The sequence below is a fragment of the Kitasatospora sp. NPDC052868 genome, from assembly GCF_044547105.1.
GTDB lineage: Bacteria > Actinomycetota > Actinomycetes > Streptomycetales > Streptomycetaceae > Kitasatospora.
In genome coordinates this window covers 31,936-56,872 of record NZ_JBITZW010000038.1, presented here as the reverse complement: position 1 = coordinate 56,872, position 24,937 = coordinate 31,936, and the positions used below count along the sequence as shown (strand labels likewise).

General features: G+C 74.5%; 23 protein-coding genes. 14 read left to right on the top strand and 9 right to left on the bottom strand.

Annotated features, from left to right (window positions below):
* Window positions 1-322: 322 nt before the first annotated feature.
* Complete coding sequence (locus ACIGZJ_RS35365) at window positions 323-829, top strand: hypothetical protein (RefSeq protein WP_396461128.1); 507 nt, start codon at window positions 323-325, stop codon at window positions 827-829.
* A 27-nt stretch (window positions 830-856) separates the two neighbouring features.
* On the opposite strand, the gene ACIGZJ_RS35360 is transcribed toward ACIGZJ_RS35365, so the two are convergent.
* The 4 genes from ACIGZJ_RS35360 to ACIGZJ_RS35345 all read right to left on the bottom strand — a co-directional run bounded on the left by ACIGZJ_RS35360 (window position 857) and on the right by ACIGZJ_RS35345 (window position 3,193).
* Entirely contained in the window at window positions 857-994 is a 138-nt protein-coding gene (locus ACIGZJ_RS35360) for a hypothetical protein (protein WP_396461127.1), read from the bottom strand.
* A 62-nt stretch (window positions 995-1,056) separates the two neighbouring features.
* Window positions 1,057-1,554, bottom strand: coding sequence for a transmembrane transport protein (locus ACIGZJ_RS35355; protein WP_396461126.1), 498 nt, complete (start codon window positions 1,552-1,554; stop codon window positions 1,057-1,059).
* Window positions 1,551-2,093 (bottom strand): RNA polymerase sigma factor, encoded by a 543-nt coding sequence (locus tag ACIGZJ_RS35350; protein WP_396461125.1) that lies wholly within the window; start codon window positions 2,091-2,093, stop codon window positions 1,551-1,553. The genes ACIGZJ_RS35355 and ACIGZJ_RS35350 overlap by 4 nt, the downstream gene beginning before the upstream one ends.
* Before the next feature lie 146 nt (window positions 2,094-2,239).
* On the bottom strand, window positions 2,240-3,193 hold the full coding sequence (locus ACIGZJ_RS35345; protein ID WP_396461124.1) for a hypothetical protein: 954 nt from the start codon (window positions 3,191-3,193) through the stop codon (window positions 2,240-2,242).
* Between the two features lie 352 nt (window positions 3,194-3,545).
* On the opposite strand from ACIGZJ_RS35345, the gene ACIGZJ_RS35340 reads away from it, so the two are divergent.
* From ACIGZJ_RS35340 to ACIGZJ_RS35330, 3 genes are all read left to right on the top strand, one after another.
* A complete protein-coding gene (locus tag ACIGZJ_RS35340) occupies window positions 3,546-4,055 on the top strand; it encodes a SigE family RNA polymerase sigma factor (protein WP_396461123.1) in 510 nt (169 codons plus the stop codon).
* 11 nt (window positions 4,056-4,066) lie between these two features.
* Window positions 4,067-4,480, top strand: a complete 414-nt coding sequence (locus tag ACIGZJ_RS35335; protein ID WP_396461122.1) for a hypothetical protein — start codon at window positions 4,067-4,069, stop codon at window positions 4,478-4,480.
* Between the two features lie 61 nt (window positions 4,481-4,541).
* On the top strand, window positions 4,542-6,272 hold the full coding sequence (locus ACIGZJ_RS35330; RefSeq protein ID WP_396461121.1) for a dolichyl-phosphate-mannose--protein mannosyltransferase: 1,731 nt from the start codon (window positions 4,542-4,544) through the stop codon (window positions 6,270-6,272).
* Window positions 6,273-6,286: 14 nt separating this feature from the next.
* Here the strand turns inward: ACIGZJ_RS35330 and ACIGZJ_RS35325 are convergent, their stop codons facing one another.
* Window positions 6,287-7,264 (bottom strand): GlxA family transcriptional regulator, encoded by a 978-nt coding sequence (locus ACIGZJ_RS35325; protein WP_396461120.1) that lies wholly within the window; start codon window positions 7,262-7,264, stop codon window positions 6,287-6,289.
* A gap of 71 nt (window positions 7,265-7,335) precedes the next feature.
* Between ACIGZJ_RS35325 and ACIGZJ_RS35320 the strand changes: the two genes are divergently transcribed.
* Window positions 7,336-7,959 (top strand): cysteine hydrolase family protein, encoded by a 624-nt coding sequence (locus ACIGZJ_RS35320; RefSeq protein ID WP_396461119.1) that lies wholly within the window; start codon window positions 7,336-7,338, stop codon window positions 7,957-7,959.
* Here the strand turns inward: ACIGZJ_RS35320 and ACIGZJ_RS35315 are convergent.
* The 4 genes from ACIGZJ_RS35315 to ACIGZJ_RS35300 form a co-directional block, all read right to left on the bottom strand.
* Window positions 7,956-8,591: a TetR/AcrR family transcriptional regulator gene (locus ACIGZJ_RS35315; RefSeq protein WP_396461118.1), complete on the bottom strand. Its 636-nt coding sequence runs from the start codon at window positions 8,589-8,591 to the stop codon at window positions 7,956-7,958. The genes ACIGZJ_RS35320 and ACIGZJ_RS35315 overlap by 4 nt on opposite strands.
* A 236-nt stretch (window positions 8,592-8,827) precedes the next feature.
* Window positions 8,828-10,243 (bottom strand): hypothetical protein, encoded by a 1,416-nt coding sequence (locus tag ACIGZJ_RS35310; protein ID WP_396461117.1) that lies wholly within the window; start codon window positions 10,241-10,243, stop codon window positions 8,828-8,830.
* Window positions 10,244-10,353: 110 nt separating this feature from the next.
* Window positions 10,354-10,872 carry a DinB family protein gene (locus ACIGZJ_RS35305; protein ID WP_396461116.1) on the bottom strand — a complete coding sequence of 173 codons (519 nt, stop codon included), beginning with the start codon at window positions 10,870-10,872 and terminating at the stop codon, window positions 10,354-10,356.
* A gap of 78 nt (window positions 10,873-10,950) precedes the next feature.
* Complete coding sequence (locus ACIGZJ_RS35300) at window positions 10,951-11,526, bottom strand: nucleosidase (protein ID WP_396461115.1); 576 nt, start codon at window positions 11,524-11,526, stop codon at window positions 10,951-10,953.
* A 438-nt stretch (window positions 11,527-11,964) separates the two neighbouring features.
* Between ACIGZJ_RS35300 and ACIGZJ_RS35295 the strand changes: the two genes are divergently transcribed.
* The 9 genes from ACIGZJ_RS35295 (at window position 11,965) to ACIGZJ_RS35255 (ending at window position 24,869) form a co-directional block, all read left to right on the top strand.
* Window positions 11,965-13,386, top strand: coding sequence for a hypothetical protein (locus ACIGZJ_RS35295; protein ID WP_396461114.1), 1,422 nt, complete (start codon window positions 11,965-11,967; stop codon window positions 13,384-13,386).
* Window positions 13,387-13,399: 13 nt separating this feature from the next.
* Window positions 13,400-14,347, top strand: a complete 948-nt coding sequence (locus ACIGZJ_RS35290) for a glutamate ABC transporter substrate-binding protein (protein ID WP_396461113.1) — start codon at window positions 13,400-13,402, stop codon at window positions 14,345-14,347.
* Window positions 14,348-14,518: 171 nt separating this feature from the next.
* Window positions 14,519-15,874, top strand: coding sequence for a hypothetical protein (locus ACIGZJ_RS35285; RefSeq protein WP_396461112.1), 1,356 nt, complete (start codon window positions 14,519-14,521; stop codon window positions 15,872-15,874).
* 5 nt (window positions 15,875-15,879) lie between these two features.
* Window positions 15,880-18,495, top strand: a complete 2,616-nt coding sequence (locus ACIGZJ_RS35280; protein ID WP_396461111.1) for a tetratricopeptide repeat protein — start codon at window positions 15,880-15,882, stop codon at window positions 18,493-18,495.
* Window positions 18,496-18,497: 2 nt separating this feature from the next.
* A complete protein-coding gene (locus ACIGZJ_RS35275) occupies window positions 18,498-19,829 on the top strand; it encodes a PP2C family protein-serine/threonine phosphatase (RefSeq protein WP_396461110.1) in 1,332 nt (443 codons plus the stop codon).
* 114 nt (window positions 19,830-19,943) lie between these two features.
* The gene (locus tag ACIGZJ_RS35270) at window positions 19,944-21,299 is read left to right on the top strand and encodes a VWA domain-containing protein (RefSeq protein ID WP_392935635.1); all 1,356 of its coding nucleotides are present in this window, start codon (window positions 19,944-19,946) and stop codon (window positions 21,297-21,299) included.
* Window positions 21,300-21,369: 70 nt separating this feature from the next.
* A complete protein-coding gene (locus tag ACIGZJ_RS35265; protein WP_396461109.1) occupies window positions 21,370-22,647 on the top strand; it encodes an FHA domain-containing protein in 1,278 nt (425 codons plus the stop codon).
* Between the two features lie 144 nt (window positions 22,648-22,791).
* Complete coding sequence (locus tag ACIGZJ_RS35260) at window positions 22,792-23,709, top strand: ABC transporter ATP-binding protein (protein ID WP_396461108.1); 918 nt, start codon at window positions 22,792-22,794, stop codon at window positions 23,707-23,709.
* Window positions 23,706-24,869, top strand: coding sequence for an ABC transporter permease (locus ACIGZJ_RS35255; RefSeq protein WP_396461107.1), 1,164 nt, complete (start codon window positions 23,706-23,708; stop codon window positions 24,867-24,869). Before ACIGZJ_RS35260 ends, ACIGZJ_RS35255 begins: the two co-directional genes overlap by 4 nt.
* Window positions 24,870-24,937: the final 68 nt, after the last annotated feature.

The following is a 24,937-nucleotide window of genomic DNA, read 5'->3' as shown; positions in this document are numbered from 1 at the left end:
CGAAACGCGGCGGCCCCCCCACCCCCCCCCACCACCCCCCCCCCCCCAAGCCCCCCGCCCCCCCCCCCCGCCCCCCACCCCCCCCCCCCCCCCCCCCCCCCCCCCCCGCGGGGGCCGCGGCCCCCCGGCCCCCCCCCCCCCCCCCGCGGGCGCCCCCCCCCCCCCCCCCCCCCCCCCCCCCCCCCCCCCGCGCCCCCCGCCCCCCCCCCCCCCCCCCCCGCGGGCCCCCCCCCCGCCCCCCCCCCCCGCCCCCGCCGCCGGGCCGCGAGTCCATGGTGTACTGCACCAAGACCGTTCGTACGGACGACACTTGGGGGTACCAATGTTCCGCAGTAACGGCCCGCGCGAATTCAGGATCCCGACCCCGCGGGAGCTGGCCGAGGAGTACGGGGAGCCGATCGCCGAGGTGCGGGACGCGCCGACCGAGTGGCTCACGCTGTTCGGACAGCAGCGCTCGGACGGGTTCCTGTGCTGCCTCGACCTCAACTACCACGCCGACCGGGAGCTCGTCGCCGTCGTGCAGACCTCCCGGCCCGTGCCGGAGAGCCACCACGTGCGGGTCTCCTCCACCGCCGAGGGCGAACTCCGCGTCTTCCTCTCCAACTCGGGCCGCCGGGACCCGGATCCGTTCCGGGACGCCTTCACACCCGGCCACCGCAGCGTCGAGATCTCCGTGGCCGGGGCGGTCACCACCGTCGAGGCGATCACCTCGGACGGCTGCGTCGGCGCCCAGATCCCCTGCGGCAGCGGCTTCCTGACCATCGCCACCACGGACGCCCTGTGGCCGGTGGTGGCCGACCTCGTGCTCCGGCCGCCGACCGACTACTAAGCCCTGTCCGGTACCTGGTGCCGCTGGTCACGCCAACAGCAGGCCGACCCCGACCAGCAGTGCGGTGCACACCAGGGCCGCGACGATGACGACGGTCCGGTTCCCGGCACCGAGGCGGCGGAGAACGACGGCCAGCGGACCGATGGGGGCGATCTTGTTGTTCACGGCGTCTCCTTGGTGATCGATGTCTGCTCGGTTCGGCGTGGTTCGATTCGGGTGTGCGGTGCTCAGTCGGCGCCTTCCCGCAGGGTGTCCCGCAAGCGCAGCAGTGCGCGGCGTCGGGCGTGTGCCCGTGCCAGCAGCAGTCCTGCCACCGCGATGAGGACGCCGCCGGCCAGGGCGGTGGCCAAGGTCTCGGCCGTGGTGCCGCGGGTCGCGGCCAGGGTGGTGCCGACGGCGCAGGTGCCCGCACTGACCGCGAGCGCGAGTCGGGCGCCCAGCACCTGGTCCCGGGCGAACAGCGGCCGTCGGCGGCTCAGGACCCACCCGGTGAAGGCGGCCCAGGCAAGACCGACCGCGATCAGCCCGGCGAAGGCGGCCTGGGTGCGGGCGGGAAGCGGGTGCGGCTCGGTCACCCACAAGACGGTGACCAACGCCGCACTGCAGCAACCCCCGAGCCCCACCGCCACGTGCCGCATCCGGGAGCGCAGGGAGACCTCTGCCTCCAGCGCACGCTCCAGTTCCTTCGGCACAGCCCGGCGCGCCGCGTCGTGGTACTCGCTCATGCCCCGTATCCCCTCTCCACCAGGACGTCCCGCAGCATGCGGCGCGCGCGGTGCAGCCTGCTCTTGACCGTGCCCGGCGGCACGCCGAGCACCTCCGCACAGGTGGACAGCGGTAGGTCCTCCAAGTGAAAGAGGATCAGCACCTCGCGTTCCAGCGGCGGCAGCCCGCTCAGACCGGCTTCGATCTCCAGCGCGGTCAGGACGTCGCCGAGGCCGTCGGCGGCAGCGATGTCGTCCGGCTCCATGTCTGTGGTCTGCGGCGCCCGGTACAGCCGGCGCAGATGATCGGTCACGGTGCGCCGGGCGATGGTGAACAGCCACACGGCGAACCGCTCCGGCTCCCGCAGGCGCGGCAGCCCGCGCACCACGGCGACCCACGCCTCCTGGGCAAGGTCGTCCGCAACATGCGGGGAGCCCACCATGCCCCGCACATAGCGCCACAGTGGGTCGTGCCAGAGGCGCACCAGTTCGTGGAACGCCTCCCGCTCCCCGAGCCGGCAGCGCACCACCAGCAGCCCGTCGCGCCGTTCCTCGCCCACCGCGCCTCCCCGCCTCACGTCGCTCGCGCGTCACCAGGACAGTCGGCGTTCCGGGCGGAAAGGTTCACCGGGCCCTGAGCGACCTGGTCGACACCCTCCACGAACTTCCGCGGAGGCGGGAGATCCGGGCAAGGGCGGGGCGGCGCCTAGCTGAGGACCCCCCTGGTGTCGGGGGTGATGCGCAGCGTGGCGAGCCACTGCCGGCAGTGCTCGCAGGGCAGCCGCTTCTCCCAGGCCCGGGTGGGGTAGCCGCGCGCGTCCATCGCGGCGATCACCGCGCCCTTGACCATCCGCTGCGCGGGGGCCGGCGGGACGGTGACGCGGTTCACCCCGGTGAAGTCCTTCACCACGTCGCTCGCGGAGGTGTAGTTCCGACTCGTCACGAAGGCGTCCAGGGCGTGGACCTCGGCGCAGCCGGTGAGGGTCCAGTCCTCCACCGACGTCACCAGCCTCGTGATGAGAGCCTCGGTGACGGCCGACACCGCCCCGCCGTTCTTGCCCCGGTAGGCCACGCCGTCGATCACCAGGATCGACTTGACCTTCGCCTGGTCACCGCCCGGGGCCTGATGCCCGATGATGTCGCGCAGGAGCCCGCTGAGCACCTCCTGGTTGGTGGCGGGCGCCTGCGCCTGCTGCTGCACCGGGGCCGGTTGGGCGGCGACGTCGGCCGAGGCCTGCTCCTTGAGTCGGGCCCGCAGCCGCTCCCGCAGGTCGCGGAGCGCCTCCCCCGATTCGCCGCCTTCACCGCCGAGCCAGGCGAGGACGAGCCGCATGGCGTCCCGGCCCTGTCGGCGTTCGTGCCCGGCGGTCAGTCGGCGGATCTCCGCGACCAGGGCCGTGAGGGCGACGCGCTGGCGGTCGGGGAGGTCGTCGTCGTTGAGCGGGTTCCCCTGCTGGAGTTCGACGATCGCGCGTTCGGCGAGCCCGGAGATGAGCATCAGCTCGGCGCGGCTCTGGTCGTCGTCGAGGACCGGCGCGGGCCCCACGTGCTTCGGGCGCTGCGCGAAGGCGCGCTGTTCGGCGGTCAGGCCGCGGAGGACGGCGTCCAGGCTCTTGGCGAGCTGGACGGCACGGTCGGGTCTGCGGGCTTCTTGGAACATCCTGGTCTCCCACCTGTGGCGAAGGAGTCGCGACGATACTCCGCACGCCCGACGGGCATGCCGATAATCCGTCAACACCATTCGAACCAGGCGCCGTTGTGCCGCGATGCCACATCGGGCCGTCCCGGGCCCGCCGCGACACCAGGCGCTGTCCGACCCTGCCGGGCGGGACGCCCCGACCCGATGTGACCCAGGCCACAGGGGCCGGGTGCATAGCGGCGCGGGGTCCAGCGTCTTGATCAGGGGTACAGGGACGCGGTCGTGCGGCGGCACACGCGGTTGATGACGCGTGCGCCGCCCTCGGCTTCGCGCAAGGGGCCGGCATGCTCGGCGGGGAGGCGAGGGACCGGGGTTGACGGGGCAGTTGCGGGCCGACGAGTTCGACCGCTTCGTGGCGGCTCGCTGGTCGGCGCTGCTCCACCTGGCGCGGCTGCTCACCGGCGGGGACCGCCACCGGGCCGAGGACCTGCTGCAGGAGGCGCTCGTCAAGCTGTGGTTCGCCTGGCCGCGGGTGGCCGGGCAGGCGCCCGAGGCGTATGTGCGCAGGATCCTGGCCCGGGCCGCGGCCCGCTCGGCGCAGCGCCGCTGGTGGGGCGAGCAGCCCGTCGGCCGACTGCCCGAGCCGCCCGGGTCGGCGGACGAGGCCGCCGCCGTGGACGAACGGACCAGCCTGGAGGCCGTGCTGGCGCTGCTTCCGGCGCGGCAGCGGGCCGCGGTGGTGCTGCGCTACTACCAGGACCTGCCCGAGGGGCAGGTCGCGGAGGTGCTGGGGTGCCCGCTGGGTACCGCCCGGTCGCTCACGGCCCGCGGCGTCGCGCGGTTGCGGCAGTTGCTGGCCCAGACGGTCAGTCCGGTCGAGTGAGGAGGGGAGCCATGGACCGCTTCGAGCAGGAGCTGGTGCGCATGATGCGCGACGGGCTGGAGGACGCGCCCTACGAGGACCGCCACCGGGCGCGGCTGCGCGCCGGTGTGCGCGCCCGGCAGCGGGTCCGGACGGCGTGGACGGTCGCCGGGTCGGTGCTGACCGCCGGGCTCTGTGCCGCGCTGCTGGTCCTGGCGGGCTCGTACTCCCGGGGCGGGTCTCCCGGCCCCGAGCCCCGTCCGCTCGTCTCCGCCGAGTCGGTGACGATGACGTCCCCGGGCCGCCCGGCCTCCCCCGTCGAGGGGGCGCCGGCGGGGGCGCCGGCGCCGCACCGCCTGTCGACGCCCGGGCAGGTCACCGGGCAGGTCACGGGGCCGGGCCGGATCCCGGCCACCCGGACCGGTACCGGCGGCCCCGGCCGCTGAGGACCACCTCCGCCCGCCGATCACCGCTCGTCCCGCCCTCCCCGAGCAGAAGGCCCCCTTCGTGATACCCGAGAACCCGACCGCCACCGCCTGCCTGCCGCCGAAGGAGGCCGACCCCCGGCCGACGCCCTGGGCGCGGCAGCTGCTGCGCGCCGGGTACGCCACGCGCCCGCAGCCCTCCGTGCACGAGCCCCTGGTGGCGCCGCTCCCCGAACCCGGCTCGCGGCTGCGGTACACCTTCGGGCTGTCCCCCGCGGCGCTGCACCGGCTGGCGCGCTGGTCCGGCTGGGGCGGGCCGCTGCTGGTCACCCTCCTCGCCGGGCTGCTGCGCTTCCGGCAGCTGGGCAGCCCGCGGGCGGTCGTGTTCGACGAGACGTACTACGCCAAGGACGCCTGGTCGATGCTGCGGCTCGGCTACGAGGGCAACTGGCCGGACCACCTGGTCGCCGACCCGCAGATCCTCGGCAGCCCCCAGGTGATCCCGCTGTCCGACACCGGGGCCTTCGTCGCGCACCCGCCGACCGGCAAGTGGGTGATCGCCCTCGGCGAGTGGATGTTCGGCCTCACCCCGTTCGGCTGGCGCTTCATGACGGCGGCGCTGGGCACCCTGTCGGTGCTGATGCTCTGCCGCATCGGACGCCGCCTGTTCCGTTCCACCCTGCTGGGCTGCCTGGCCGGAGCGCTGATGGCGGTGGACGGCCTGCACTTCGTGATGAGCCGCACCGCGCTGCTCGACCTCTTCGTGATGGTCTTCGCGCTGGCCGCGTTCGGTTCGCTGCTCCTCGACCGGGACCGCACCCGGGCCCGGCTCGCGGCCGCCCTGCCGGCCGACGGGGCCGACCGGGCTGGCCGGGCCCAGCCGGGCGGGCACCCCGGCGACCGCGCCGGGACGGGTCTGCGGCCCTGGCGGCTCGCGGCCGGGCTCTTCCTCGGGCTGTCGGCCTCGGTCAAGTGGAACGGCCTGTACTTCCTGGCCTTCTTCCTCCTGCTCACCCTGCTGTGGGACGCCGGCGCCCGCCGTACCGCGGGCGCGCACCGCCCCTACCGCGCGGTCCTGCGCAGGGACGCCTGGTCGGCCCTGGCCCTCGCCGCGGTCGCCGCCCTGACGTATCTGGCGACCTGGACCGGCTGGTTCCTGTCCGACCAGGCGTACGGGCGGCACTGGGCGGACGGCCGCGGCGGCACCTGGTCGTGGGTTCCGGCGCCGCTCCGCAGCCTCTGGCACTACGAGTACGGGGTGTACCAGTTCAACGTGGGGCTGCAGTCGCCCCACTCGTACGAGTCGAACCCGTGGAGCTGGCTGGTCCTCGGCCGTCCCGTGCTGTTCCACTACACGCAGGCGGAGCCCGGCACGGCCGGCTGCCACACCACGGCCCCCTGCGCGCAGACGATCCTCGCCCTGGGGACCCCGCTCCTGTGGTGGTCGGCCTGTTGCGCGCTGGTGTACCTGCTCTACCGGTGGGCGCTGCGGCGCGACTGGCGCTCCGGCGCCGTGCTGTGCGGGGTGGGGGCCGGCTACCTGCCCTGGTTCCTGTACCAGGACCGCACGATCTTCTCCTTCTACGCGGTCGTCTTCGTGCCGTACCTGAGCCTGGCCGTGACGATGATGCTGGGAGCCCTGGCGGGGCCGCCGGGGGCGGGCCGGCGGCGCCGCGTCCGGGGCGTGGTGGCGGCAGCGGTGCTCGTCCTGCTGATCGGCTGGAACTTCGCCCACTTCTTTCCGATCTACACCGGGCAGACCATCCCGTACGCCGAATGGCGCGCCAGGCTGTGGCTCGGCACCTGGTTCTGAGCCCCTCTGAGCTCCTACGGGGCCGAGTCCGAAGGCTCCCGGCCCCGGAAGGTCCGGCGGTACTCGCGCGGGGCCACCCCCACCCGGGCCGTGAAGGCGGGGCGCAGCGAGACCGCCGAGCCGAAGCCGCAGCGGACGGCGACGGCGTCGACCGGGAGGTCGGTCTCCTCCAGCAGCCGCTGGGCGGCGAGGACGCGCTGCTCCAGCAGCCAGCGCAGCGGGGTGGTGCCGGTGGCGGCGGCGAAGCGGCGGGCGAAGGAGCGCTCGGACATCAGGGCCAGCGCGGCCATCCGGCGGACCGTCCACGGGGTGTCCAGGGCGGCCAGGATCCCGGCCCGGGCGCGGGCCAGCGGGTCGTCCCCGCCGCCGGTGTCCTCCGGGACGGGGGACGGGATGAACTGGGCCTGGCCGCCGGCCCGGAAGGGCGCGGTGACCATGGCGCGGGCGATCGTGGCGGCGGCGTGCTGGCCGTGGGCGAGGCGCACCAGGTGCAGGCAGAGGTCGATCCCGGCGGCCACCCCGGCGGAGGTCCAGAGGTCTCCCCCGCCGGTGAACAGCACCTCCGGGTGGACGTCCACCGCCGGGTGGCGGCGCGCGAGTTCGTCGGCGACCGCCCAGTGGGTGGTGGCCGTACGGCCGTCCAGCAGGCCCGCCTCGGCGAGCACGAACGCGCCCGCGCAGAGCGAGGCGATCGGCACGCCCTGCTCGTGCACGGCGCGCAGCGCCGCCAGGACGGCTGGATCGCGCGGCTCACCGGGGTTCTCCACGCCGGGCACCACGACCAGGTCGCACTCCAGCAGTCCGTCCAGTCCGAAGTCCGGCGTCCGCTCCAGGCCGCCGCCGAGCCGCACCCTGGCCCCCTGCGGCCCGCAGACCCGCAGCTCGAACCGCGGTACGCCGGGCCGTATGGCCCGGTTCGCCCACACCTCGCCGATCACGGCGTAGTCGAACGGCCGTACCCCGTCGAAGATCAGGCATCCCACAGTCCGCATGGCGGAAATCTATCGATGGGTGGCGCCGCGGCCCATCACCGGCCCACCTCGGCCCGCCGCAGGATGGACCCATGAGCAACACCAGTGCATTCGACGCCCCGCTGACCATCGACGCCGACGCCGTCCTCGTCGTGATCGACGTCCAGAAGGGCTTCGAGGACTACGAGTTCTGGGGCACCCGGGACAACCCCGAAGCCGAGCTGCGGATCGCGGAGCTGACCGACGTGTGGCAGGCCACCGGGCGGCCGATCGTGGTGGTGCAGCACGCCTCCCAGGTCGGGCCGCTGGTGCCGGGGACGGCGGGGTTCGAGCTGAAGGACGCGGTGGCGGCCGTCCCCGCGGACCTGCACATCACCAAGCCGGTGAACAGCGCCTTCTACGGCACGCCCGACCTGCACGCCTGGCTGCAGCAGCGCGGCGCGCGGCAGGTGGTGATCGTCGGGATCATGACCAACGTGTGCAACGAGACCACCGCGCGGATGGCGGGCAACCTCGGGTACGACGCGGTGTTCCCGGTCGATGCGATGCACACCTTCGACATGACCGGCCCCGACGGGGTGACCGTACCGGCCGCCGAACTCGCCCGGGCCACGGCCGCGGTGCTGCACGCGATGCGCTTCGCGAAGGTCGTCACCACCGAGGACGTGGTGGCCGGCGCGCGGGCCGGGCAGCCGGCCGTCGTCAGCACGCTCTAGGGGCGTACCGGACCGCGTGCCTGGCCGCCGTGGTCGCCGTCCGGTCGCAGGGCCCGCCAGATCCGCTCGGGCAGCACCCGCGAGGCCTCGGCGAGGTCGATGTCGTACCCGCCGGACAGCCAGCGGCGGGCCGTCTCGGCGACCGGCCCGAGCAGCAGCACCTCCAGCATCGGCTCCGGCACGGGCGCGATCTCCCCGGACTCGATCCGCGGCCGCAACAGGGCCGCCAGGCTGCCCAGTTTGGCCGCCCTGGCGTCCCGGATCTCCTCGGTGTGGGTGGCGAGGTAGCCGGAGTTGGTGGAGGCGTGCAGGAAGAGCGCGGCGTCGTGCTGCTCCCGGGTGAAGCGCAGATAGGCCTGGACGAGGGCGCGCACGGCGGTGCGGGCGGTCCTGGTCCGGCGCACCGAGGTGATCATCTCGTCGAAGAGCTGCTCCAGGCAGCGGGTGTAGAGGGCGGCGGCGAGTCCGTCGAAGCTGCCGAAGTGGTGGTACAGGCTGCCGAGGCTGACCCCGCTGGCCTTGCCGACCGCACTGACGGTGAACCCCGGTCGGCCCGACTCGGCGTACACCTGCAGGGCGGCGGTCAGCAGGCGCTCCACGGTGGCTTCGCCCCGCTGCTGCTTAGCGGACATGGCCGGGTCGCTTCGTCGACGTCATGGCGGCAGATCGTAGCGCTACCGATAACTGAAAATCTATTCTAGAACCCGACTTCGGCCCGAACCGGGCGAGCCGTGCACTGTGCCGCAACACGGGTGCCACCAGCGCGAGATGACCGACCCCCGGGGGATGCCCAGGCCGCGCGCCCACCGACGCACGGCGGCCCCGCACCCGGTGCACGGGTGCGGGGCCGCCGTCGGGCGAGGGGCGGTCAGCCCTTCTTGGTCGCGAAGTTGTACATACCGGCGGCCACGTCGTCCAGGTACGGGCCTGCCTGGAAGCGCGGCTCCTGGTCGTGCTGGCCGATCGAGACGTTGCTGACCAGGGCGGGCTTGCCGTCCTTGGTGGTCAGCCAACCGCCGCCGCTGGAACCGCCCGTCATGGTGCAGCCGATGGCGAGCATCGACGGCCGGGTCGGCTCGAAGGAGAGCCGGGTCGGCTTGCCGCTCTCGCAGCGGTTCAGCTCCATGCCGTCGAACGGGGGCGCCGCCGGGTAGCCGTACTCGGTGATGCTCAGCTGCTCGCGCGGGGCGTTGAACCAGGGCTGGATCGAACCGCCGACCGTCTCCTCCAGCGACTTGCCGCCGTCGGTCTCCGGCTTCACCCGCAGCAGCGCGAAGTCGTAGTGCGTGGCGGGCGAGCCCGTCTCGCCGCCCTCGGCCTTCCAGACCGGCGAGGTGAAGGCCTGCACGCCGTTCCACTGGCCGAACGGCGCGTACTGCGCCTGCTCGGCCTGCTTGCGGCCGCTCACCGAGCCGTTGCTGTTGAAGTTCGGGATGAACTCGAAGTTGGCGTAGAAGTTGCCGCCCTTGCCCTGGTGGACGCAGTGGCCGGCCGTCCAGACCAGGTTGCTCTTACCGGGGTGCGCGGGGTCGGACACCACGGTGCCGGAGCACACGTGGCGCGAGCCGCCGGTCTTGCCGGGCTGGGTGCCCGGGTCGTCGAAGAAGAGCTTCCCCTCCCAGGCGAACTTGGTGTACGGGTGCGGCACGGCCTGCGCGTTGATGGTGCTCGGCAGCGGGTCGTTGCCGTTGTCGCCGGGCTGCTTGGGGGCCTGGGTCGCCGGGGCCTGGGTGGCCGGAGCCTGCGTGGCCGGGGCCTGCGTGGCCGGGGGCTGGCTCGCCGGGGCCTGGGTGGCGGGCGGCTGCGAGGCCGGGGCCTGCGTCGGCTGGTGCGCCGGGGGCTGGGAGGCCGGCTGCTGGGTGTTCGACGGCTTGACGGGCGCCGACGACTGCCCGGCCGGCGGCTTGCTCGCCGGGGCCTGCGTGGCGGGCGGCTGCGAGGCCGGGGCCTGGGTGGCCGGCGGCTGGCCGCCGCCCGGCTTCTGCGGCGGCGCGGCGACCTCGACCGGCTTGGCGCTGAGGAGCTTCTCCAAGTCCCAGTAGCCCTTGGCGGCGGCCGGGATGGCGTAGTCCTTCGCCCACTTCTCCCAGTCCTCGAAGCTCCACTTCTTCAGGTCGTCGAGGTTGGTCGGCAGCGCGCCGGCCGCGGCGCCGACGGCGTCCGCGGCATCGCCCGCGCTGTTGTCCGGCCCACAGGCCGAGGTGGTGGCGAGCATGGTCAGCGCGAGCGCGGACGCCCCGAGGACGGCGTGGACACGGCGCTTGGTTCTACGCGACGTAGACATGAACGTTTGGTTCCCCCTGTGAAATGAACACCCGACGCCGCCGTGACGGCGTCGGGTTCTGCGCGGGGGAGTATTCCATCCACCGTCAGCGGCCCGGTCGGCAGGGCCTGCTAACGGCCGACGGCGCCGTCCAGCTGCTCGCGGATGATGTCGGCGTGACCGGCGTGCCGGCCGGTCTCCTCGATCATGTGGACCAGCAGCCAACGCATCGACGGCGCCTCGGCGTTGGGGCGCAGCGAGCGGACGCCCGGGCGGTCGAGAGCACCGGCCGCGGCGGCGGCGACCTCGTTGGCGCGGGCGATCGCCGCGCGGTAGGCGGCGATCGCCTCCTCGACCGTCTCGTCGCCGGTCGCGGGCGCGTCGTCGTCCTGGAGGTCGACGTCCTCGCCCCGGTAGGCCCAGCGGAACCAGTTGAGCTCGACGGCGGTGAGGTGGCGGACCAGCCAGAGCAGGCTGGTGCCGGAGGCGACGCCCGGCCGCCCGGCCTCCTCGTCGGAGAGGCCGGCGACCTTGCCGATGACGGCCTCGCGCAGGTAGTCGAGGAAGGTCAGCAGGGTGGTCTGCTCGTCGGCGTTGATCCCGGGCGGGCGGACGTCGCCGCGCTTGCGCGCTTCGGTGCTGTCGGTCATGTGCGCCAGACTAGGGCCTGTCTTCAGGCCCCCGTCTGCGGGTCGGAACCGGTCAGGCGGCGGCCATCTGACGCGGCGTCACCACTTCTGGTCGCGGAGCCAGTCGGCGAGGTGGCGGGCGCAGTCGTCGACCGACTCGCGCCAGGTGTGCCCGGCCCCGTCGCCGGCCTCGTCGCTGACGTGCTTGATCAGCCGGACGGGCAGCCCGGCCCGGTGGGCGACGGCGGCGACGGCGTAGCCCTCCATGTCGACCAGGTCGGCGTGCTCGGCGAGGCGGTCGCGGGCGGCCGCGTCGGAGACGAAGAGGTCGCCGGTGGCCAGCACCGGTCCGTCGCCCTTGCCGACGACCAGCGGCGCGCCGTAGGTGCGGCCGGTGAGCGCGAACAGCGCGGGGGTGTCGATGTCGTGCTGGATCACCTGGGTGACGGTGTGGGTGCCGGCCCAGCCCGGGCGCAGGGCGCCGGCGGTGCCGAGGTTGACCACCTCGGACGGGTGCCGGCCGCCGGCCAGCACGGTGGCCAGCGCCGCCGCGGCGTTGATCTTGCCGATGCCGGTGAGCAGGACCGGCAGTTCCTCGCCGAGGTACGCCGCCTCCTCCCGGACGGCGACGACGAGCAGCGGGCGGTCGGCGGAGATCGTTCCAAGCAGTCGCATACCGCTCATGGTACGGAGCACACCCCGGATGCCCGGGATGCACACAAGCGGACCCCGCGGCTCCGACCTGTCGGGGGAACCGCATAGGGTGCATCCCGCGTCGACCCGGTCGTCGCCCGCGCGCAACGGCCGGGCAGCGGACCGCGACGGCGTTCACCGCGGCGGTCGGCGGGGGCACCGCTCGGCACTGTGGAACGGCGCGGCACGGCACGGCGGCACGGCAGGGCACGGCACCGCAGAACGGCACGGCACGGACCAGCGCGGCACGCACGACGGGGACGACGGGGGACGGTCCGGGCACCGCACGGACCGGCGCCGGCCCCGCTCACGAATGCTCAAGATCGGCGCAACTCGGGTGTGGCCGCGGGGAGTGACGGCCATACTGCTGGCAACGGCCGGACCCGGATGACGGGGCGGCCACAGGGGAGGGTGGGGCGGGTGGCGACACCAGTACGTACGGAGGGGTCGGGCACGGCGGTGCCGGTGCGGCCGGGCGGCCCGGCCGCGGTCCGGCACGGCGCCGCGGCGGTCGCCGGGGCCGCCGGCCTGCGCGCCCGCCTGGGCCGGGCCGCGCGGACCGCGCCCGGGCGGCTGCGGCTGGCCGGGGCGCTGCTCGCGGTGCTCACCGTGTCATTCGGCGCGCTCACCGCGTGGCAGGTCGAATCCCGGGCGCAGGCGGCCCGGCAGGTGGTCGAGTACAGCCAGCCGCTGAGCCAGGCGGCCGCCGAGATCCACCGCTCCCTCGCCGACGCGGACACCACCGCGGCCACCGGCTTCCTGCTCGCGGGCGCCGAACCGAAGGCCGTCCGGCAGCGGTACGAGACGGACCTTGCGACGGCCTCCCGGCTGATCGCCGAGGCCGCGGCGCGCACCACCGCCTCCTCCCCCGCCCAGGGCTGGCTCGCCACCCTCAACCAGCAGGTGCCGGTCTACGCCGGGCTGGTGGAGAGCGCACGGGCGGACAACCGGCAGGGCTACCCGCTCGGCGGCGCCTACCTGCGGTACGCCTCCGAGCAGATGCGCACCGTGCTGCTGCCGGCCGCCGGCGCACTGACCGCCGCCGAGAACAAGCAGCTGGCGGACGACTACGCCGCGGCCGAGGCGGTGCCGTGGGCGGCCTACGGGTTGGGCCTGCTGACCCTGGGTGCGCTGGTCTGGGTCCAGCTGGGCCTGTTCCGGCGCACCAACCGGGTGTTCAACATCGGGCTGCTGGGCGCGACGGCCGCGGTACTGGCCGGGGTGCTCTGGCTCACCGTGGCCGGGCTCGGCGCACGCGGCGCACTGCAGGACAGCGAGCACCGGGGCGCGGCCCCGCTGCGGGCCCTCAACCAGGCCCGGGTGGACGTCCTGACCGCCCGTCTCGCGGAGAACCTGCACTTCGTCGCGCGAGGGTCCAGCACCAAGTACGCGGACCTCTGGGCGAAGACCACCGAGCACCTGTCCCGCACCGACGCGCCGGTGGACCGCAGCAGCGGTGGCACGCTGCCGGAGGCGCTGCTGCTGGCGCCGCCCGAGGCGCAGCCCCGGATCGAGGACGCCCAGCGGCAGTACCAGCAGTGGCGCGACCGGCACGCGGCCGCGAGCAAGCTGGAGAACGTCGAGGCGGACTACCAGGGCGCGCTGGACGCCACCGTGACGGTCAAGGAGGCGAACGTGCCGACGAGCGCCGACGCCTTCTTCAACACGACCGACCAGCAGTTGGCGAAGGCCGCCGACATCGAGCTGAAGAAGTTCCAGGAAGCGGCGAAGGGCACCGACGGGGACTTGCGCACCGCCGCCGTGGCGGTCGCGGTGCTGGCCCTGGCGGCGGCCGCCGCGGCGGTGCGCGGCCTCGGCCGGCGCCTGGCCGAGTACCGGTAGAGGGGGAGGCAGCATGATGCGCAAGGGGACCGTACGGGCCCGTTCGGTGGCCGCCGTGGCACTGCTGGCGTCCTGCGCGGCGGTGCTCGGCGCCGGCGGCCCGCAGGGCGCCGTCCTGCCCGCGGCCGTGCCCGGGCAGGCGGTACGAGCGCTGCAGGAGCAGGCCGCCACCGACTGCGACGTGTACCGGAGCGTGCCGCCGAGCACCGAGGACGGCCCGGCCGTCAAGGCGATCAAGGCCAAGCGCAGCCTGGTGATCGGCGTGGACCAGAACAGTTTCCGCTGGGGGGCGCGCAACCCGAACACCGGCACCATCGAGGGCTTCGACATCGACCTCGCCAAGGCGATCGGCACCGCGATCATGGGCGACCCGGAGAAGGTGACCCTCAAGGCGGTGCCGACCGCCGAGCGGATCAAGTTCATCCAGGAGGGCCGGGTCGACCTGATCGTCCGGACCATGACCATCACCTGCGACCGGCTGGAGCAGGTCGCCTTCTCCAAGCCGTACTTCACCACCAGTCAGCGGGTGGTGGTGCCGAGGTCCTCCCCCGCCACGACCATCGACGAGGCGGTGGACGGCAAGACCGTCTGCGCCGCGTCGAGCTCCTCGGCGGAGGACGAGCTGAAGCTCCGGCCGAAGGTCGGGAAGATCGTCACGGTGGAGAACCACCTGGACTGCCTGGTGCTGATGCAGCTCGGCAAGATCGACGCGACCATGACCGACGACGGGCTCGCGGCCAGCCAGGCCGCCCAGGACCAGACCGTCCGGGTGGTGGACGGCGAGGTCCGGCCGGCCGTCATCGGCATCGCGATGCGCAGGAACGACACCGATCTGACGGCCCGGGTGAACAAGGTGCTCGCCGACTACTACGCGAGCGGCGCCTGGCGGGCCGGCTACGACCGCTGGCTCAAGCCGTACATGCTGAACGACGCCGACCACTACTGGCCGGTGCAGCCCTGACCGGCCGGCGGGCACCCGTGACCGGCTCATGACCGACCCCCGGCGGCCGGGCCCGGACCGGGCCGCCGGGCACCCGCTAGGGTCGGGACGGGTCGACCCGGACGGCGGCAATCGACGCAGGACGACGGCAGGACGACGGCAGGACAGCGAAACAGCGAGAGGGAGACGGCGTTGGCGGCATCTGCGGGCCCGGTACTGAGCCGGGAGGAGGTGGACCGCGCGTTGGCGCGCCTCGGCGCGGAGCGCGACGCGGTCGAGTCCGCGCTGCTCTCGCTCCAGGACCACCCCGGGCTGCGGCTGCTCGACGGCGCCGGGCTGACCGGCCGCACCGAGGAGCGCTGGACCGTCGCCGGGCAGGGCCTGCCGCTGCTCTGGGCGCTCTTCGACCGCTACTCGGAGGCGCTGGCCTCGGCCCGGGCCGTCCGCGCCCGCAAGGCCAAGCCCGGCGGCCCCGAACTCGCCGAGCTCAGCGAGCTGCTGACCGGCCCCGCCGTCACCGTGCCCGGCGGCGCCCTGCCGGACGGCCCGCAGCTGCTCGGCGCGCCCGCCAAGCTGGTCGAACGGGTCAGCCTGGACGACCTGATGGCCCGGATGAACGCCTGGTACGCCACCGTGCTGGAGGTGGTGAGCGCCGCCGACGCCGTCTGGTCGGCGCTGCCCGCCCGGATCGACCTGCTGCTCGCCGAGCTGCGCCGGGTGCAGACCCTGGCCGGCTCGCTGGGCGTGCGCGAGGGCGCCCACCCGCTCGGCGACGACCTGGTCGCACTGGACGCCGAACTGAGCGACCTGCGGGCCGAGGTGCGCAGCGACCCGCTGGCCCTCTGGCGCCCGGCCCGGGTGCCCGCCCAGCGCGGCACCCGCCCGGACGGCACCGCGCTGGCCACGCCCTCCGGGGTGGTCGACACCGAGCGCTTCAACCGGGCCGGGCGGGCGCTGGACGGCATCCGGCTGGAGCTGGAGAGCATGCTGCGGCTGCGCGACGACGCCGAGGAGCGGCTGCAGGGCGTCGGCGATCTGCTGCAACGGGCCGACGCCACCCTGGCGGAGGCCCGCCGGGCGCGCGGCGAGGTGCTGGCGAAGATAGCCGCGACCGAGGTGCCCGCGGTACCGGGGCCCGCCTCGGCGCTGCGCGAACGGATCGTGGTGGCACTGGAGTTGCGCCAGAGCGGCCAGTGGTACCGGCTGGCGCCGCTGCTGGACGCGCTGGAGGACGCGGCCGCCAAGGAGCTGGCCCGGGCCCGGCAGGCGCTGACCGAGGTGACCCAGCCGCTGGCCGTCCGGGCCGAACTGCGCGGGCGGTTGGACGCGTACAAGGCGATGGCCGCCCGGCTGCGGGTGGCCGAGGACCCGGAAGTACTCGAACGGTACGAGAAGGCCCGCTGGCTGCTCTGGAGCGCGCCCTGCGACCTGCGGGCGGCGGCCGGCGCGGTGGCCCGCTTCCAGCAGTCGCTGCGGCCCGCGCAGAGCGGGCCGCCCGGCGGCGGGCCGGTGGACGGTCAGGCACTGGAACACGGACTGGGGGGCTGAGGTTCATGGGCGAGGCATGCGTACAGCCGGACTGCACCGGCGGGACGATCGACGCGGACGGCTACTGCACCGACTGCGGGCTGGCACCGGCGGGTTCGGCGCCGGCCGCCGCCACCACCTCCGGCAAGACCACCGGGTCCGGTACCACCGGGTCCGGCAAGGCCACCGGCTCAGCCGTCGCGGTCGCCGCGGGCCCCGGCTCGCCGTGCCCGCGCGACTGCACCGGCACGATCGACGCGGACGGCTACTGCGACGAGTGCGGCCTCACCGCGCCCGGCGGCGACACCGGCATCACCCAGCCGTACGTGCCCTCCGCCCGGGTCGCCCCGGACTCGGCGCGCTCGACCCGCACCGGCTCCGCCCGCTCGATGTCCGGCCGCTCCCGCTCGCACCGCTCCACCCGGACCGGCAGCGGCCGTTCGGTGTCCGTGCGCAGCAGCCGGGCCAGCGCCACCGCGGGCGCCCGCAACCGCATCGGCGCCGGCCTGGTGACCGTCCCGACCGTCCCCGCGGCGGATCCGGCGGCGGCCGTCCTGGCCAACCCGGAGGTGCCGGAGCGCAAGCGGTACTGCTCCAGGTGCGAGGCCCCGGTGGGCCGCTCGAAGAACGACCAGCCCGGGCGCCCGGACGGCTTCTGCACCAAGTGCGGCACGCCGTACTCGTTCACGCCCAAGCTGCGCCGGGGGGACCTGGTCGGCGGGCAGTACGAGGTGGTGGGCTGCCTGGCGCACGGCGGCCTCGGCTGGATCTACCTGGCGGTGGACCGGCGGGTCAACGACAAGTGGGTGGTGCTGAAGGGCCTGCTGGACACCGGGGACGAGGACGCGCTCGCGGTCGCCGTCGCCGAGCGCCGCTTCCTCGCCGAGGTGGACCACCCGAACATCGTCCGCATCATCAACTTCGCCGAGCACCCTGACCTGCGCACCGGCGCCACCGACGGCTACATCGTGATGGAGTACGTCGGCGGCAAGTCGCTCAAGGACATCGCCAACGAGCGCCGCACCCCGGATGGCCGGCGCGAGCCGCTGCCGGTCGAGCAGGCGATCGCGTACGCGCTGGAGGCGCTGCCCGCCCTCGGGTACCTGCACGGCCGGGGCCTGGTCTACTGCGACTTCAAGATCGACAACGTGATCCAGAGCGGGGACACGCTCAAGGTCATCGACATGGGCGCCGTCCGCCACCTCGACGACGACGGGCCGATCTACGGCACCATCGGCTACCAGGCCCCGGAGATCGCCACCGACGGGCCCTCCCCCGCCTCCGACCTCTACACCGTGGCCCGCACCCTGGCGGTGCTCACCTTCGACTTCCAGGGCTACAGCACCACCTACCGCGACACCCTGCCCGGACCGGAGTCGGTGCCGGCCTTCGCCGAGTTCGAGTCGTACTACCGGTTCCTGGTCCGCGCCACCGACCCGGACCCGGCCCGCCGCTTCGGCTCCGCCGAGGAGATGGCCGACCAGCTCACCGGCGTGCTGCGCGAGGTGCTGGCACTGCAGGACCGCCAGCCCCGCCCCGCCCTCTCCACCCTCTTCGGCCCGGAACTGCGCGTGGTCGACACCGAACTGGTCCTCCCGACGGTCCGCCGCGGCGAGCTGCGGGTGGCCGACCTGGACCCGGTGGCCGCCGCCCTCGCCCTGCCCGTCCCCCGGGTCGACCCGGCCGACCCGAACGCGGGCTTCCTGGCCACCCTGCTCGCCGCCGACCCGGCGGAGGCGCTCACCGCGCTGGCCGGCGCGCCGACCGACTCCATCGAGCGGCGGCTGCGCGAACTGCGCGCCCACCTCGAACTCCGCGCCCGCGCCGACGCCGACCGGACGTTGAGCGCCCTGGAGAAGGACCACCCGGACGACTGGCGGGTGGTCTGGTACCGCGGCCTCACCGCCCTGGTCGACTCCCCCGGCAGGCCCCGGGCCGCCGGGACCGCCGAGTCCGGGACCGCCGAGTCCGGAGGCGCCGAGTCCGGGGGCGAGGGCCCCGCCGAGGAGCGGCTGCGCGCCGCCGCCGAGGCCTTCGACGCCGTCTACGACGCCTTCCCCGGCGAGAGCGCCCCGAAGCTCGCCCTCGCCATCTGCGCCGAACTGCTCGGCGACGGCGGCGACGCGACCGAGTTCTACCGCCTGGTGTGGACCACCGACCAGGCGTACCTCAGCGCGGCCTTCGGCCTGGCCCGGGTGCTCCTCGCCGACGGCGACCGGTCCGGCGCCGTCCGGGTCCTGGAGTCGGTGCCCGCCACCTCCAGCCAGTTCACCGCCGCCCGGATCGCCGCCATCCGGGCCCGGCTGCGCGAGCGGCCCTCCACCGACCCGCTCGGCACCGACCTCGGCGCCGGATCCGAGCAGCTCACCGCGCTGCGCCTGGACGACCGCCGCCGCGAGGAGCTCTCCGTCGAGGTGCTCGGCGCGGCGCTCGGCTGGGTGACGGCCGGCTCGCCCGGCGAGACCGGCCTGGCCCGCGCGACCGGTACGGTCAGCGTGCTCGGACGGCCGGCCGTCGAGCGGGAACTACGGCTCGCGTTGGAGCAGTCCTACCGGGTACTCGCCCGGTTGGCCGACCGGGCCGAGACCAGGATCGAGATGGTGGAGCGGGCCAACCGTGCCCGCCCCAGGACGTGGGTGTAGCAATGCCGCAGCAGACCGTGTGCCCGAGCTGTTCCAAGCCGCTGGACCCGGAGGACGTGTACTGCGGCTTCTGCGGGTCGAACCGGGACGGCCGGCCGGCCCCGGGCGCGATGCCCGCGAGCTGGTCCGCCGCCCAGGACCCCGCCGGGCCCGGCGCGGGCCACCCGGCCACCGTGCCCGCCCAGTCCGCCGGGGTACCGGCCGGAACGGCCCAGGGCGGGCCCGGCTGCTTCCACTGCGGGGTGCCGCTGGTCACCGCCGACGGCTACTGCGAGGCCTGCGGCCACGCCCAGCCGCGGCCCCGCGACCACATGGAGAAGTCCCTCGCGGGCGTCGCCGGGGTCAGCGACCGCGGTGTGCGCCACCACCGCAACGAGGACTTCTTCACCGTCGCCGCCACCTCGCTGCCCGGCGGCGAGCCGGTCGTGGTGGCCGTGGTCTGCGACGGCGTCTCCTCCTCGGACCGGCCCGACCAGGCCTCCGAGACCGCGGTCGACGCCGCGTCCGAGTCCCTGCTGACCGCCCTGGAGGCGGGCCGCGACCCCGACCTGGCGATGCGCCAGGCGGTCGCCGACGCCGCCCTCGCGGTGGCCCGGCTGGCCGCGGCCGGCGCAGGCCCCGCCCGGCCCGACCTCAACGCGCCCGCCTGCACCTTCGTCAGCGCCATCGCCTCCGGCGGCCGGGTCACCATCGGCTGGGTCGGCGACACCCGGGCGTACTGGATCCCGGACGACCGGGTCTCCGCCGAGCCGTTCCGGCTCACCCAGGACGACTCCTGGGCCGCCCGGATGGTCGAGGCCGGACTGATGGGCGAGGCCGAGGCGTACGCGGACCCGCGCGCCCACGCCATCACCGGCTGGCTCGGCGCGGACGCCGAGGAGGTCGTCCCGCACACCCTGGACTTCACCCCGCACGTCCCCGGGGTCCTGCTGGTCTGCACCGACGGCCTGTGGAACTACGCCGAGGCCGCCACCGACCTGGCGTACTACGTGCGCGCCGACGCCCGGACCGAACCGCTCGCGGCGGCGCAGTCCCTGGTGAAGTTCGCGGTCGCGGCCGGCGGGCACGACAACATCACCGTCGCCGTGCTGCCGATCGACCCGCCGGCCGCGCCGGGCGGGGCGGCCGGGGCCGACGACGCCCGGACGGCGACCGCGCTCGACCTCCCGGTGGTCCGGGCCGCCGGGTACGAGGACGAGGACGAGGACCACGCGCCGACCCTGCCGGACCTGCCGGTGATCGGCTCGGCCGCCGCACCGCTGCCCCCGGCCCCGCCCGCGGCGCCCCCGGTACCCCCGCTGCCGCCCCAGCCGCCGCACCCGCCGACCCGCTGACCGGCCGAACCTCCGACCGACTGGCCGACCGGTCCGCCGACCGGTCGCCCGACCGAACCGCGCCAACCCACCGACCGCCCGCACCTACCGACACCCGACGGGAGCCACCGGCCCATGGCAACACTGGCGAAGCCGAACCTGCCCAGGTTCGACGTGGACATCTTCCAGAACGAGTTCCTCGCGGACGGCGCCCGCGAGGTGAACGCCATCGTCACCGTCACCGCGACCGGCGGCGGCACGTCCGGCGGCCGTCCGCTGGGGGTGTCGGACTCCGCGCGGGACGCGGGCGCCCAGGACGCCGCCGTGGTGATCATGGTCGACTGCTCCGGCTCGATGGACTACCCGGCCAGCAAGATGCGCGGCGCCCGGGAGGCCACCGCCGCCGCGATCGACACCGTCCGCGACGGGGTCGCCTTCGCCGTGGTGGCCGGCACCCACGAGGCCCGGGACATCTACCCCGGCGACGGCACCCTCGCGGTCGCCTCGGACGCCACCCGCAGCCAGGCCAAGGAGTCGCTGCGCCGCCTCAGCGCGGCCGGCGGCACCGCCATGGGCACCTGGCTGGCCAAGGCCGACAAGCTCTTCCTGACCCGCCGCGACATCGCCATCCGACACGCCATCCTGCTCACCGACGGCAACAACGAGCACGAGTCCGCCGTCGAGCTGGACCGCGCCGTCGAGCGCGCCTCCGGCCACTTCACCGCCGACTGCCGGGGCGTGGGCACCGACTGGAAGGTCGACGAGCTGCGCAAGATCTCCTCCGCGCTGCTCGGCACCGTCGACATCGTCGCCGAACCGTCCGGCCTGGCCGAGGACTTCCGCACGATGATGGCCGGCGCGATGGGCAAGCAGGTGGCCGACGTCGCGCTGCGGATCTGGACGCCGGCCAACGCGGTGGTCAGGTTCGTCAAGCAGGTCGCCCCCGCGGTGGAGGACCTCACCGGCCGCCGCGCCGAGGCCGGTCCGCGGGCCGGCGACTACCCCACCGGCTCCTGGGGCGACGAGAGCCGCGACTACCACGTCTGCGTGGAGGTCCCGGCCGCCGCCGTCGGCAACGAGATGCTCGCCGCCCGGATCAGCCTGGTGCTGCCCGTCGCCACCGCCGGAGGGGCGCCCGAGGTGCTGACCCAGGGCCTGGTCAAGGCGGTCTGGACGGACGACCTGGCCTCCTCCACCCGGATCAGCCCGCAGGTCGCCCACTACACCGGGCAGGCGGAACTGGCCTCGTCCATCCAGGAGGGCCTCGAGGCGCACCGGGCGGGGGACGTGGACCGCGCCACCGCGAAGCTCGGCGCCGCCGTCCGGATCGCCCACGCGACCGGCAACGAGGGCACGTTCAAGCTGCTGCAGAAGGTGGTCGACGTGGTCGACCCGAAGGAGGGTACGGTTCGGTTCCGTAGGAACGTGAGCGAGGCCGACTCGATGACCCTCGAGACCCGGTCGACCAAGACCGTACGTGTGAAGAAGTGACCGGGCCCAGGACGTCTGCCGTGCCCGGCCGGACGCTGCCCCAAGCTGGCTGGAATAGAGGGGGGACCTGATGCCGATCTGCCCGAGGGGCCATGAGTCGCAGGCCGAGGACTGGTGCGACTTCTGCGGCTTCCCGATGACACCGCCGTCGCCGATCCCGCCGCCGCCCGGCACGCTCCCGGGGGTTCCGGGCGGCCAGGGCGGGCCCGGTACCCACGGCGCCCCCGGCGCCCCGGGGGCGTACGGCATGCCCGGCGCGCCCGAGGGGCACGGCGGCCAGCCCGGGTACCCGGGGCAGCACGGCCACCCCGGACACGGCGGCGACCCGTTCGGCGGGCCGGTGACGCCCGGCCCGGTCGCGCCCGCCGCCGCCCCGCAGGCGCCGCAGGGGTTCCCGGACCTCACCGAGGGCCTGGTGGTCTGCCCGATTTGCCGCAGCCCGCAGACCGGACGGTTCTGCGAGGAGTGCGGGTACGACTACGAGCTGTCCGCGCCCTCGCGCCGCCAGCACCCGGCCCCCGCGGCCGGCCACGCGCCGCCGCAGGCACCGGCACCGGCACCGCTCAACATCCCGGCGGCGTACGGCGGCCCCCAGTCGGCCCCGCAGCAGGCGCACCCGCAGCAGGGCCACCCGCCGCAGGCGCACCCGCAGCAGGGCCACCCGCCGCAGGCGCACCCGCAGGCCGGACACGGGGGCGCGCCGTCCGGCTACGGCTACCCGCCGCCCGCGCCGAACCCGGCGCCCGGCTCGGCGTACCCGGAGCAGCCGCAGCAGCCGCAGCAGCCGCAGCAGCCGCAGCGCGACGACTCCGGCCCGGTCTACGCCCAGCCCGGTCCGACCGGGCGCGGTGAGGAGTTCGGCACCTCCTTCAACCTGGCCCCGCCGGTCCCGCAGCCGGGCCAGCAGCCCGGCCACCAAGCCCCGCCGGAGCCGGTCCGCACCAACTGGATCGCGGTGGTCTCGGCCGACCGCGACTACTTCACCGACATGATGGCCCGCAGCGGCCCGGAGGCGGCGGGCCTGTTCTTCCCGCCGTACTGCCCCGAGCGGCGCATCCCGATCACCGGGCGCGGCCAGCTGCGGATCGGCCGGCGCAGCCAGCACCGGGGCACCGTGCCGGAGATCGACCTGTCGGTGGCTCCGGAGGACCCGGGCGCCTCGCACCAGCACGCGCTGCTCGCCGAACAGGCCGACGGCAGCTGGGTGCTGGTCGACCAGGACTCGACCAACGGCACCACGGTGAACGGCGGCGCCGAGCCGATCGCCCCGCACACCGCGATCCCGCTGAACGACGGCGACCGGATCCACGTCGGCGCCTGGACCACCATCACCCTGCACCGCGCCTGAGCCGGGCCGATCAGGGGAGTTGTGGGGGCCGGCCGACCCGGCGCCCACAACTCCCCTGATATTCCCGCCCGGAAGTAAAATGATCTTCAAAACATGTGCACGGAGCCTGCCGGTGAGCTCGGCGGCCCCGTAGGCTCACGGCACATGACTGCAGCTATATCCGCCGACGGAATCCGTCAGCGGTACGGGGATGTACAGGCCGTTGACGGTGTTTCACTCACCGTCGAGGCCGGCGAATTTTACGGGATCCTGGGGCCCAACGGCGCCGGGAAGACCACCACACTGGAGATCCTGGAAGGGATCCGCAAGCCCGACGAGGGCCGCATCGAGCTGCTGGGGATGGCTCCCTGGCCGCGCAACGCGAAGCTGCTGCCGCGCATCGGCGTCCAGTTCCAGGCCTCGGCCTTCTTCAACAAGCTGACGGCGCGGGAGACCATCCGCAACTTCGCCTCCTTCTACGGCGTCGGCCCCAAGCGCGCCGACGCGATGCTGGAGCGGGTCGGCCTGGCCGAGTCGGCCGGCGTGATGACCGACAAGATGTCGGGCGGACAGGCCCAGCGCCTGTCCATCGCCTGCGCCCTGGCCCACGACCCGGAGCTCGTCTTCCTCGACGAGCCCACCACCGGCCTCGACCCGCAGGCCCGCCGCAACCTCTGGGACCTGCTGCGGGACATCAACGCCGAGGGCCGCACGGTCGTCCTGACCACCCACTACCTGGACGAGGCGGAGGTGCTCTGCGACCGCGTCTCGGTGATGGACCACGGCCGGATCCTGCGGACGGGCGCCCCGGCCGCACTCGTCCGGGAGATCGACGACACCGTCCGGGTCAGCGTGGAGTCCGGTCTGCTGACCCTGGAGAGCGCCCGCGAGCTGCTCGCCGCGGCCGGCGCCGAGACCGCCTCGATCGAGGACGACGGCGTCTCGCTCGCCGTCTCCACCCGGCTCCCGGGGCCGGTGCTCGCCGTCCTGGCCGAGCACAACGCGCTGCGCGGGCTCGAAGTGCGCGGCGCCACCCTGGAGGACGTCTTCCTCCAGCTCACCGGACGGGAGTACCGCGCATGAGCGCCGAGCGCACCAAGCAGACCGCGGGCGTCCCGGCCCAGCGCAAGCCCGGCACCCCCGCCGCGCCCGACGGGCAGCCGGAGCGCGAGCGGGTCAGCGCCTTCGCGAGCCTCTCCCGGGTGATGATCGTCTCCTTCCTCCGCGACCGCGCCGCCGTCTTCTTCGTCATCCTGTTCCCGCTGATGTTCCTGCTGCTGCTCGGGACCCTGCTCAAGGGCGCCAGCAGCCCGCACGCCAAGGTCGCCCAGGTCGGCGCGGTCCAGATCCTGGACGCGGTGCAGGGCGACGGCCGGGTCCAGCTGGAGAAGGTCCTGGAGATCAGCAAGGTCGACAACGAGGCCGCCGCGCTGGAGAAGGTCCGCAAGGGCGACCTGGACGCGATGATCAAGGAGGGTCCGGACGGCAAGGTGGAGCTGCGCTTCAGCGCCGCCGACCAGGTCCGGGCCGGCTCCGTCCAGGGCATCGTCAACTCGGTGGTCCAGCAGGCCAACCAGGCCGCGACCGGCAAGCCGCCGGCCTTCGTGCTGGACTCCGCCCAGGTCGAGGACAAGTCGCTCAAGCCGATCCAGTTCCTCACCCCCGGCCTGCTCGGCTGGGCGGTGGCCACCGGCGCGGTGTTCAGCGCCTCGCTGACGCTGGTCTCCTGGCGGCAGAAGAAGGTGCTGCGGCGCCTGCGGCTGGCCCCGGTCAGCGCAGGGTCGATCGTGGCCTCGCGGATCGCCGTGTCCGTCCTGACGGCGCTGGTCCAGACGGCCGTCTTCCTGGCGGTCGCCACCACACCGTTCTTCGGCCTGAAACTCAGCGGCGACTGGTGGCTGATCATCCCGTTGGTGGTCTGCGCGACCCTCGCCTTCATGTCGATCGGCCTGCTGGCCGGGTCGCTGGCCAAGACCGAGGAGGCGGCCAACGGCATCTCGCAGATCATCGTGCTGCCGATGTCGTTCCTGTCCGGCGCGTTCTTCCCGTCCGACGGCATGCCCGGCTGGCTCAAGACCTTCTCCGAGGTGCTGCCGCTGAAGCACCTGGTGAGCGCCGCACAGTCGGTCCTCTCCCGCGGCGGCGGCGTGATGGACGCGCTGCCGGCCATGGGTGTGCTGCTGGGGTTCGCCGTCGTGATGACCGCCATCTCCTCGCGGTTCTTCCGCTGGGAGGACGCGTAGCGGTCGGCACTCCCGGTCGCCCAGCGGCCGGCCTGACCCGCCGCACCGCGGCCGGCACCGCCTGAACC

Bases quoted from the DNA above. Each gene is read 5' to 3' on its own strand.
- ACIGZJ_RS35365 (WP_396461128.1), top strand. From the start codon at position 323: ATGTTCCGCAGTAACGGCCCGCGCGAATTCAGGATCCCGACCCCGCGG.
- ACIGZJ_RS35355 (WP_396461126.1), bottom strand. From the start codon at position 1,554: ATGAGCGAGTACCACGACGCGGCGCGCCGGGCTGTGCCGAAGGAACTG.
- ACIGZJ_RS35345 (WP_396461124.1), bottom strand. From the start codon at position 3,193: ATGTTCCAAGAAGCCCGCAGACCCGACCGTGCCGTCCAGCTCGCCAAG.
- ACIGZJ_RS35335 (WP_396461122.1), top strand. From the start codon at position 4,067: ATGGACCGCTTCGAGCAGGAGCTGGTGCGCATGATGCGCGACGGGCTG.
- ACIGZJ_RS35325 (WP_396461120.1), bottom strand. From the start codon at position 7,264: ATGCGGACTGTGGGATGCCTGATCTTCGACGGGGTACGGCCGTTCGAC.
- ACIGZJ_RS35320 (WP_396461119.1), top strand. From the start codon at position 7,336: ATGAGCAACACCAGTGCATTCGACGCCCCGCTGACCATCGACGCCGAC.
- ACIGZJ_RS35315 (WP_396461118.1), bottom strand. From the start codon at position 8,591: ATGTCCGCTAAGCAGCAGCGGGGCGAAGCCACCGTGGAGCGCCTGCTG.
- ACIGZJ_RS35310 (WP_396461117.1), bottom strand. From the start codon at position 10,243: ATGTCTACGTCGCGTAGAACCAAGCGCCGTGTCCACGCCGTCCTCGGG.
- ACIGZJ_RS35305 (WP_396461116.1), bottom strand. From the start codon at position 10,872: ATGACCGACAGCACCGAAGCGCGCAAGCGCGGCGACGTCCGCCCGCCC.
- ACIGZJ_RS35300 (WP_396461115.1), bottom strand. From the start codon at position 11,526: ATGCGACTGCTTGGAACGATCTCCGCCGACCGCCCGCTGCTCGTCGTC.
- ACIGZJ_RS35290 (WP_396461113.1), top strand. From the start codon at position 13,400: ATGATGCGCAAGGGGACCGTACGGGCCCGTTCGGTGGCCGCCGTGGCA.
- ACIGZJ_RS35280 (WP_396461111.1), top strand. From the start codon at position 15,880: ATGGGCGAGGCATGCGTACAGCCGGACTGCACCGGCGGGACGATCGAC.
- ACIGZJ_RS35275 (WP_396461110.1), top strand. From the start codon at position 18,498: ATGCCGCAGCAGACCGTGTGCCCGAGCTGTTCCAAGCCGCTGGACCCG.
- ACIGZJ_RS35270 (WP_392935635.1), top strand. From the start codon at position 19,944: ATGGCAACACTGGCGAAGCCGAACCTGCCCAGGTTCGACGTGGACATC.
- ACIGZJ_RS35265 (WP_396461109.1), top strand. From the start codon at position 21,370: ATGCCGATCTGCCCGAGGGGCCATGAGTCGCAGGCCGAGGACTGGTGC.
- ACIGZJ_RS35260 (WP_396461108.1), top strand. From the start codon at position 22,792: ATGACTGCAGCTATATCCGCCGACGGAATCCGTCAGCGGTACGGGGAT.
- ACIGZJ_RS35255 (WP_396461107.1), top strand. From the start codon at position 23,706: ATGAGCGCCGAGCGCACCAAGCAGACCGCGGGCGTCCCGGCCCAGCGC.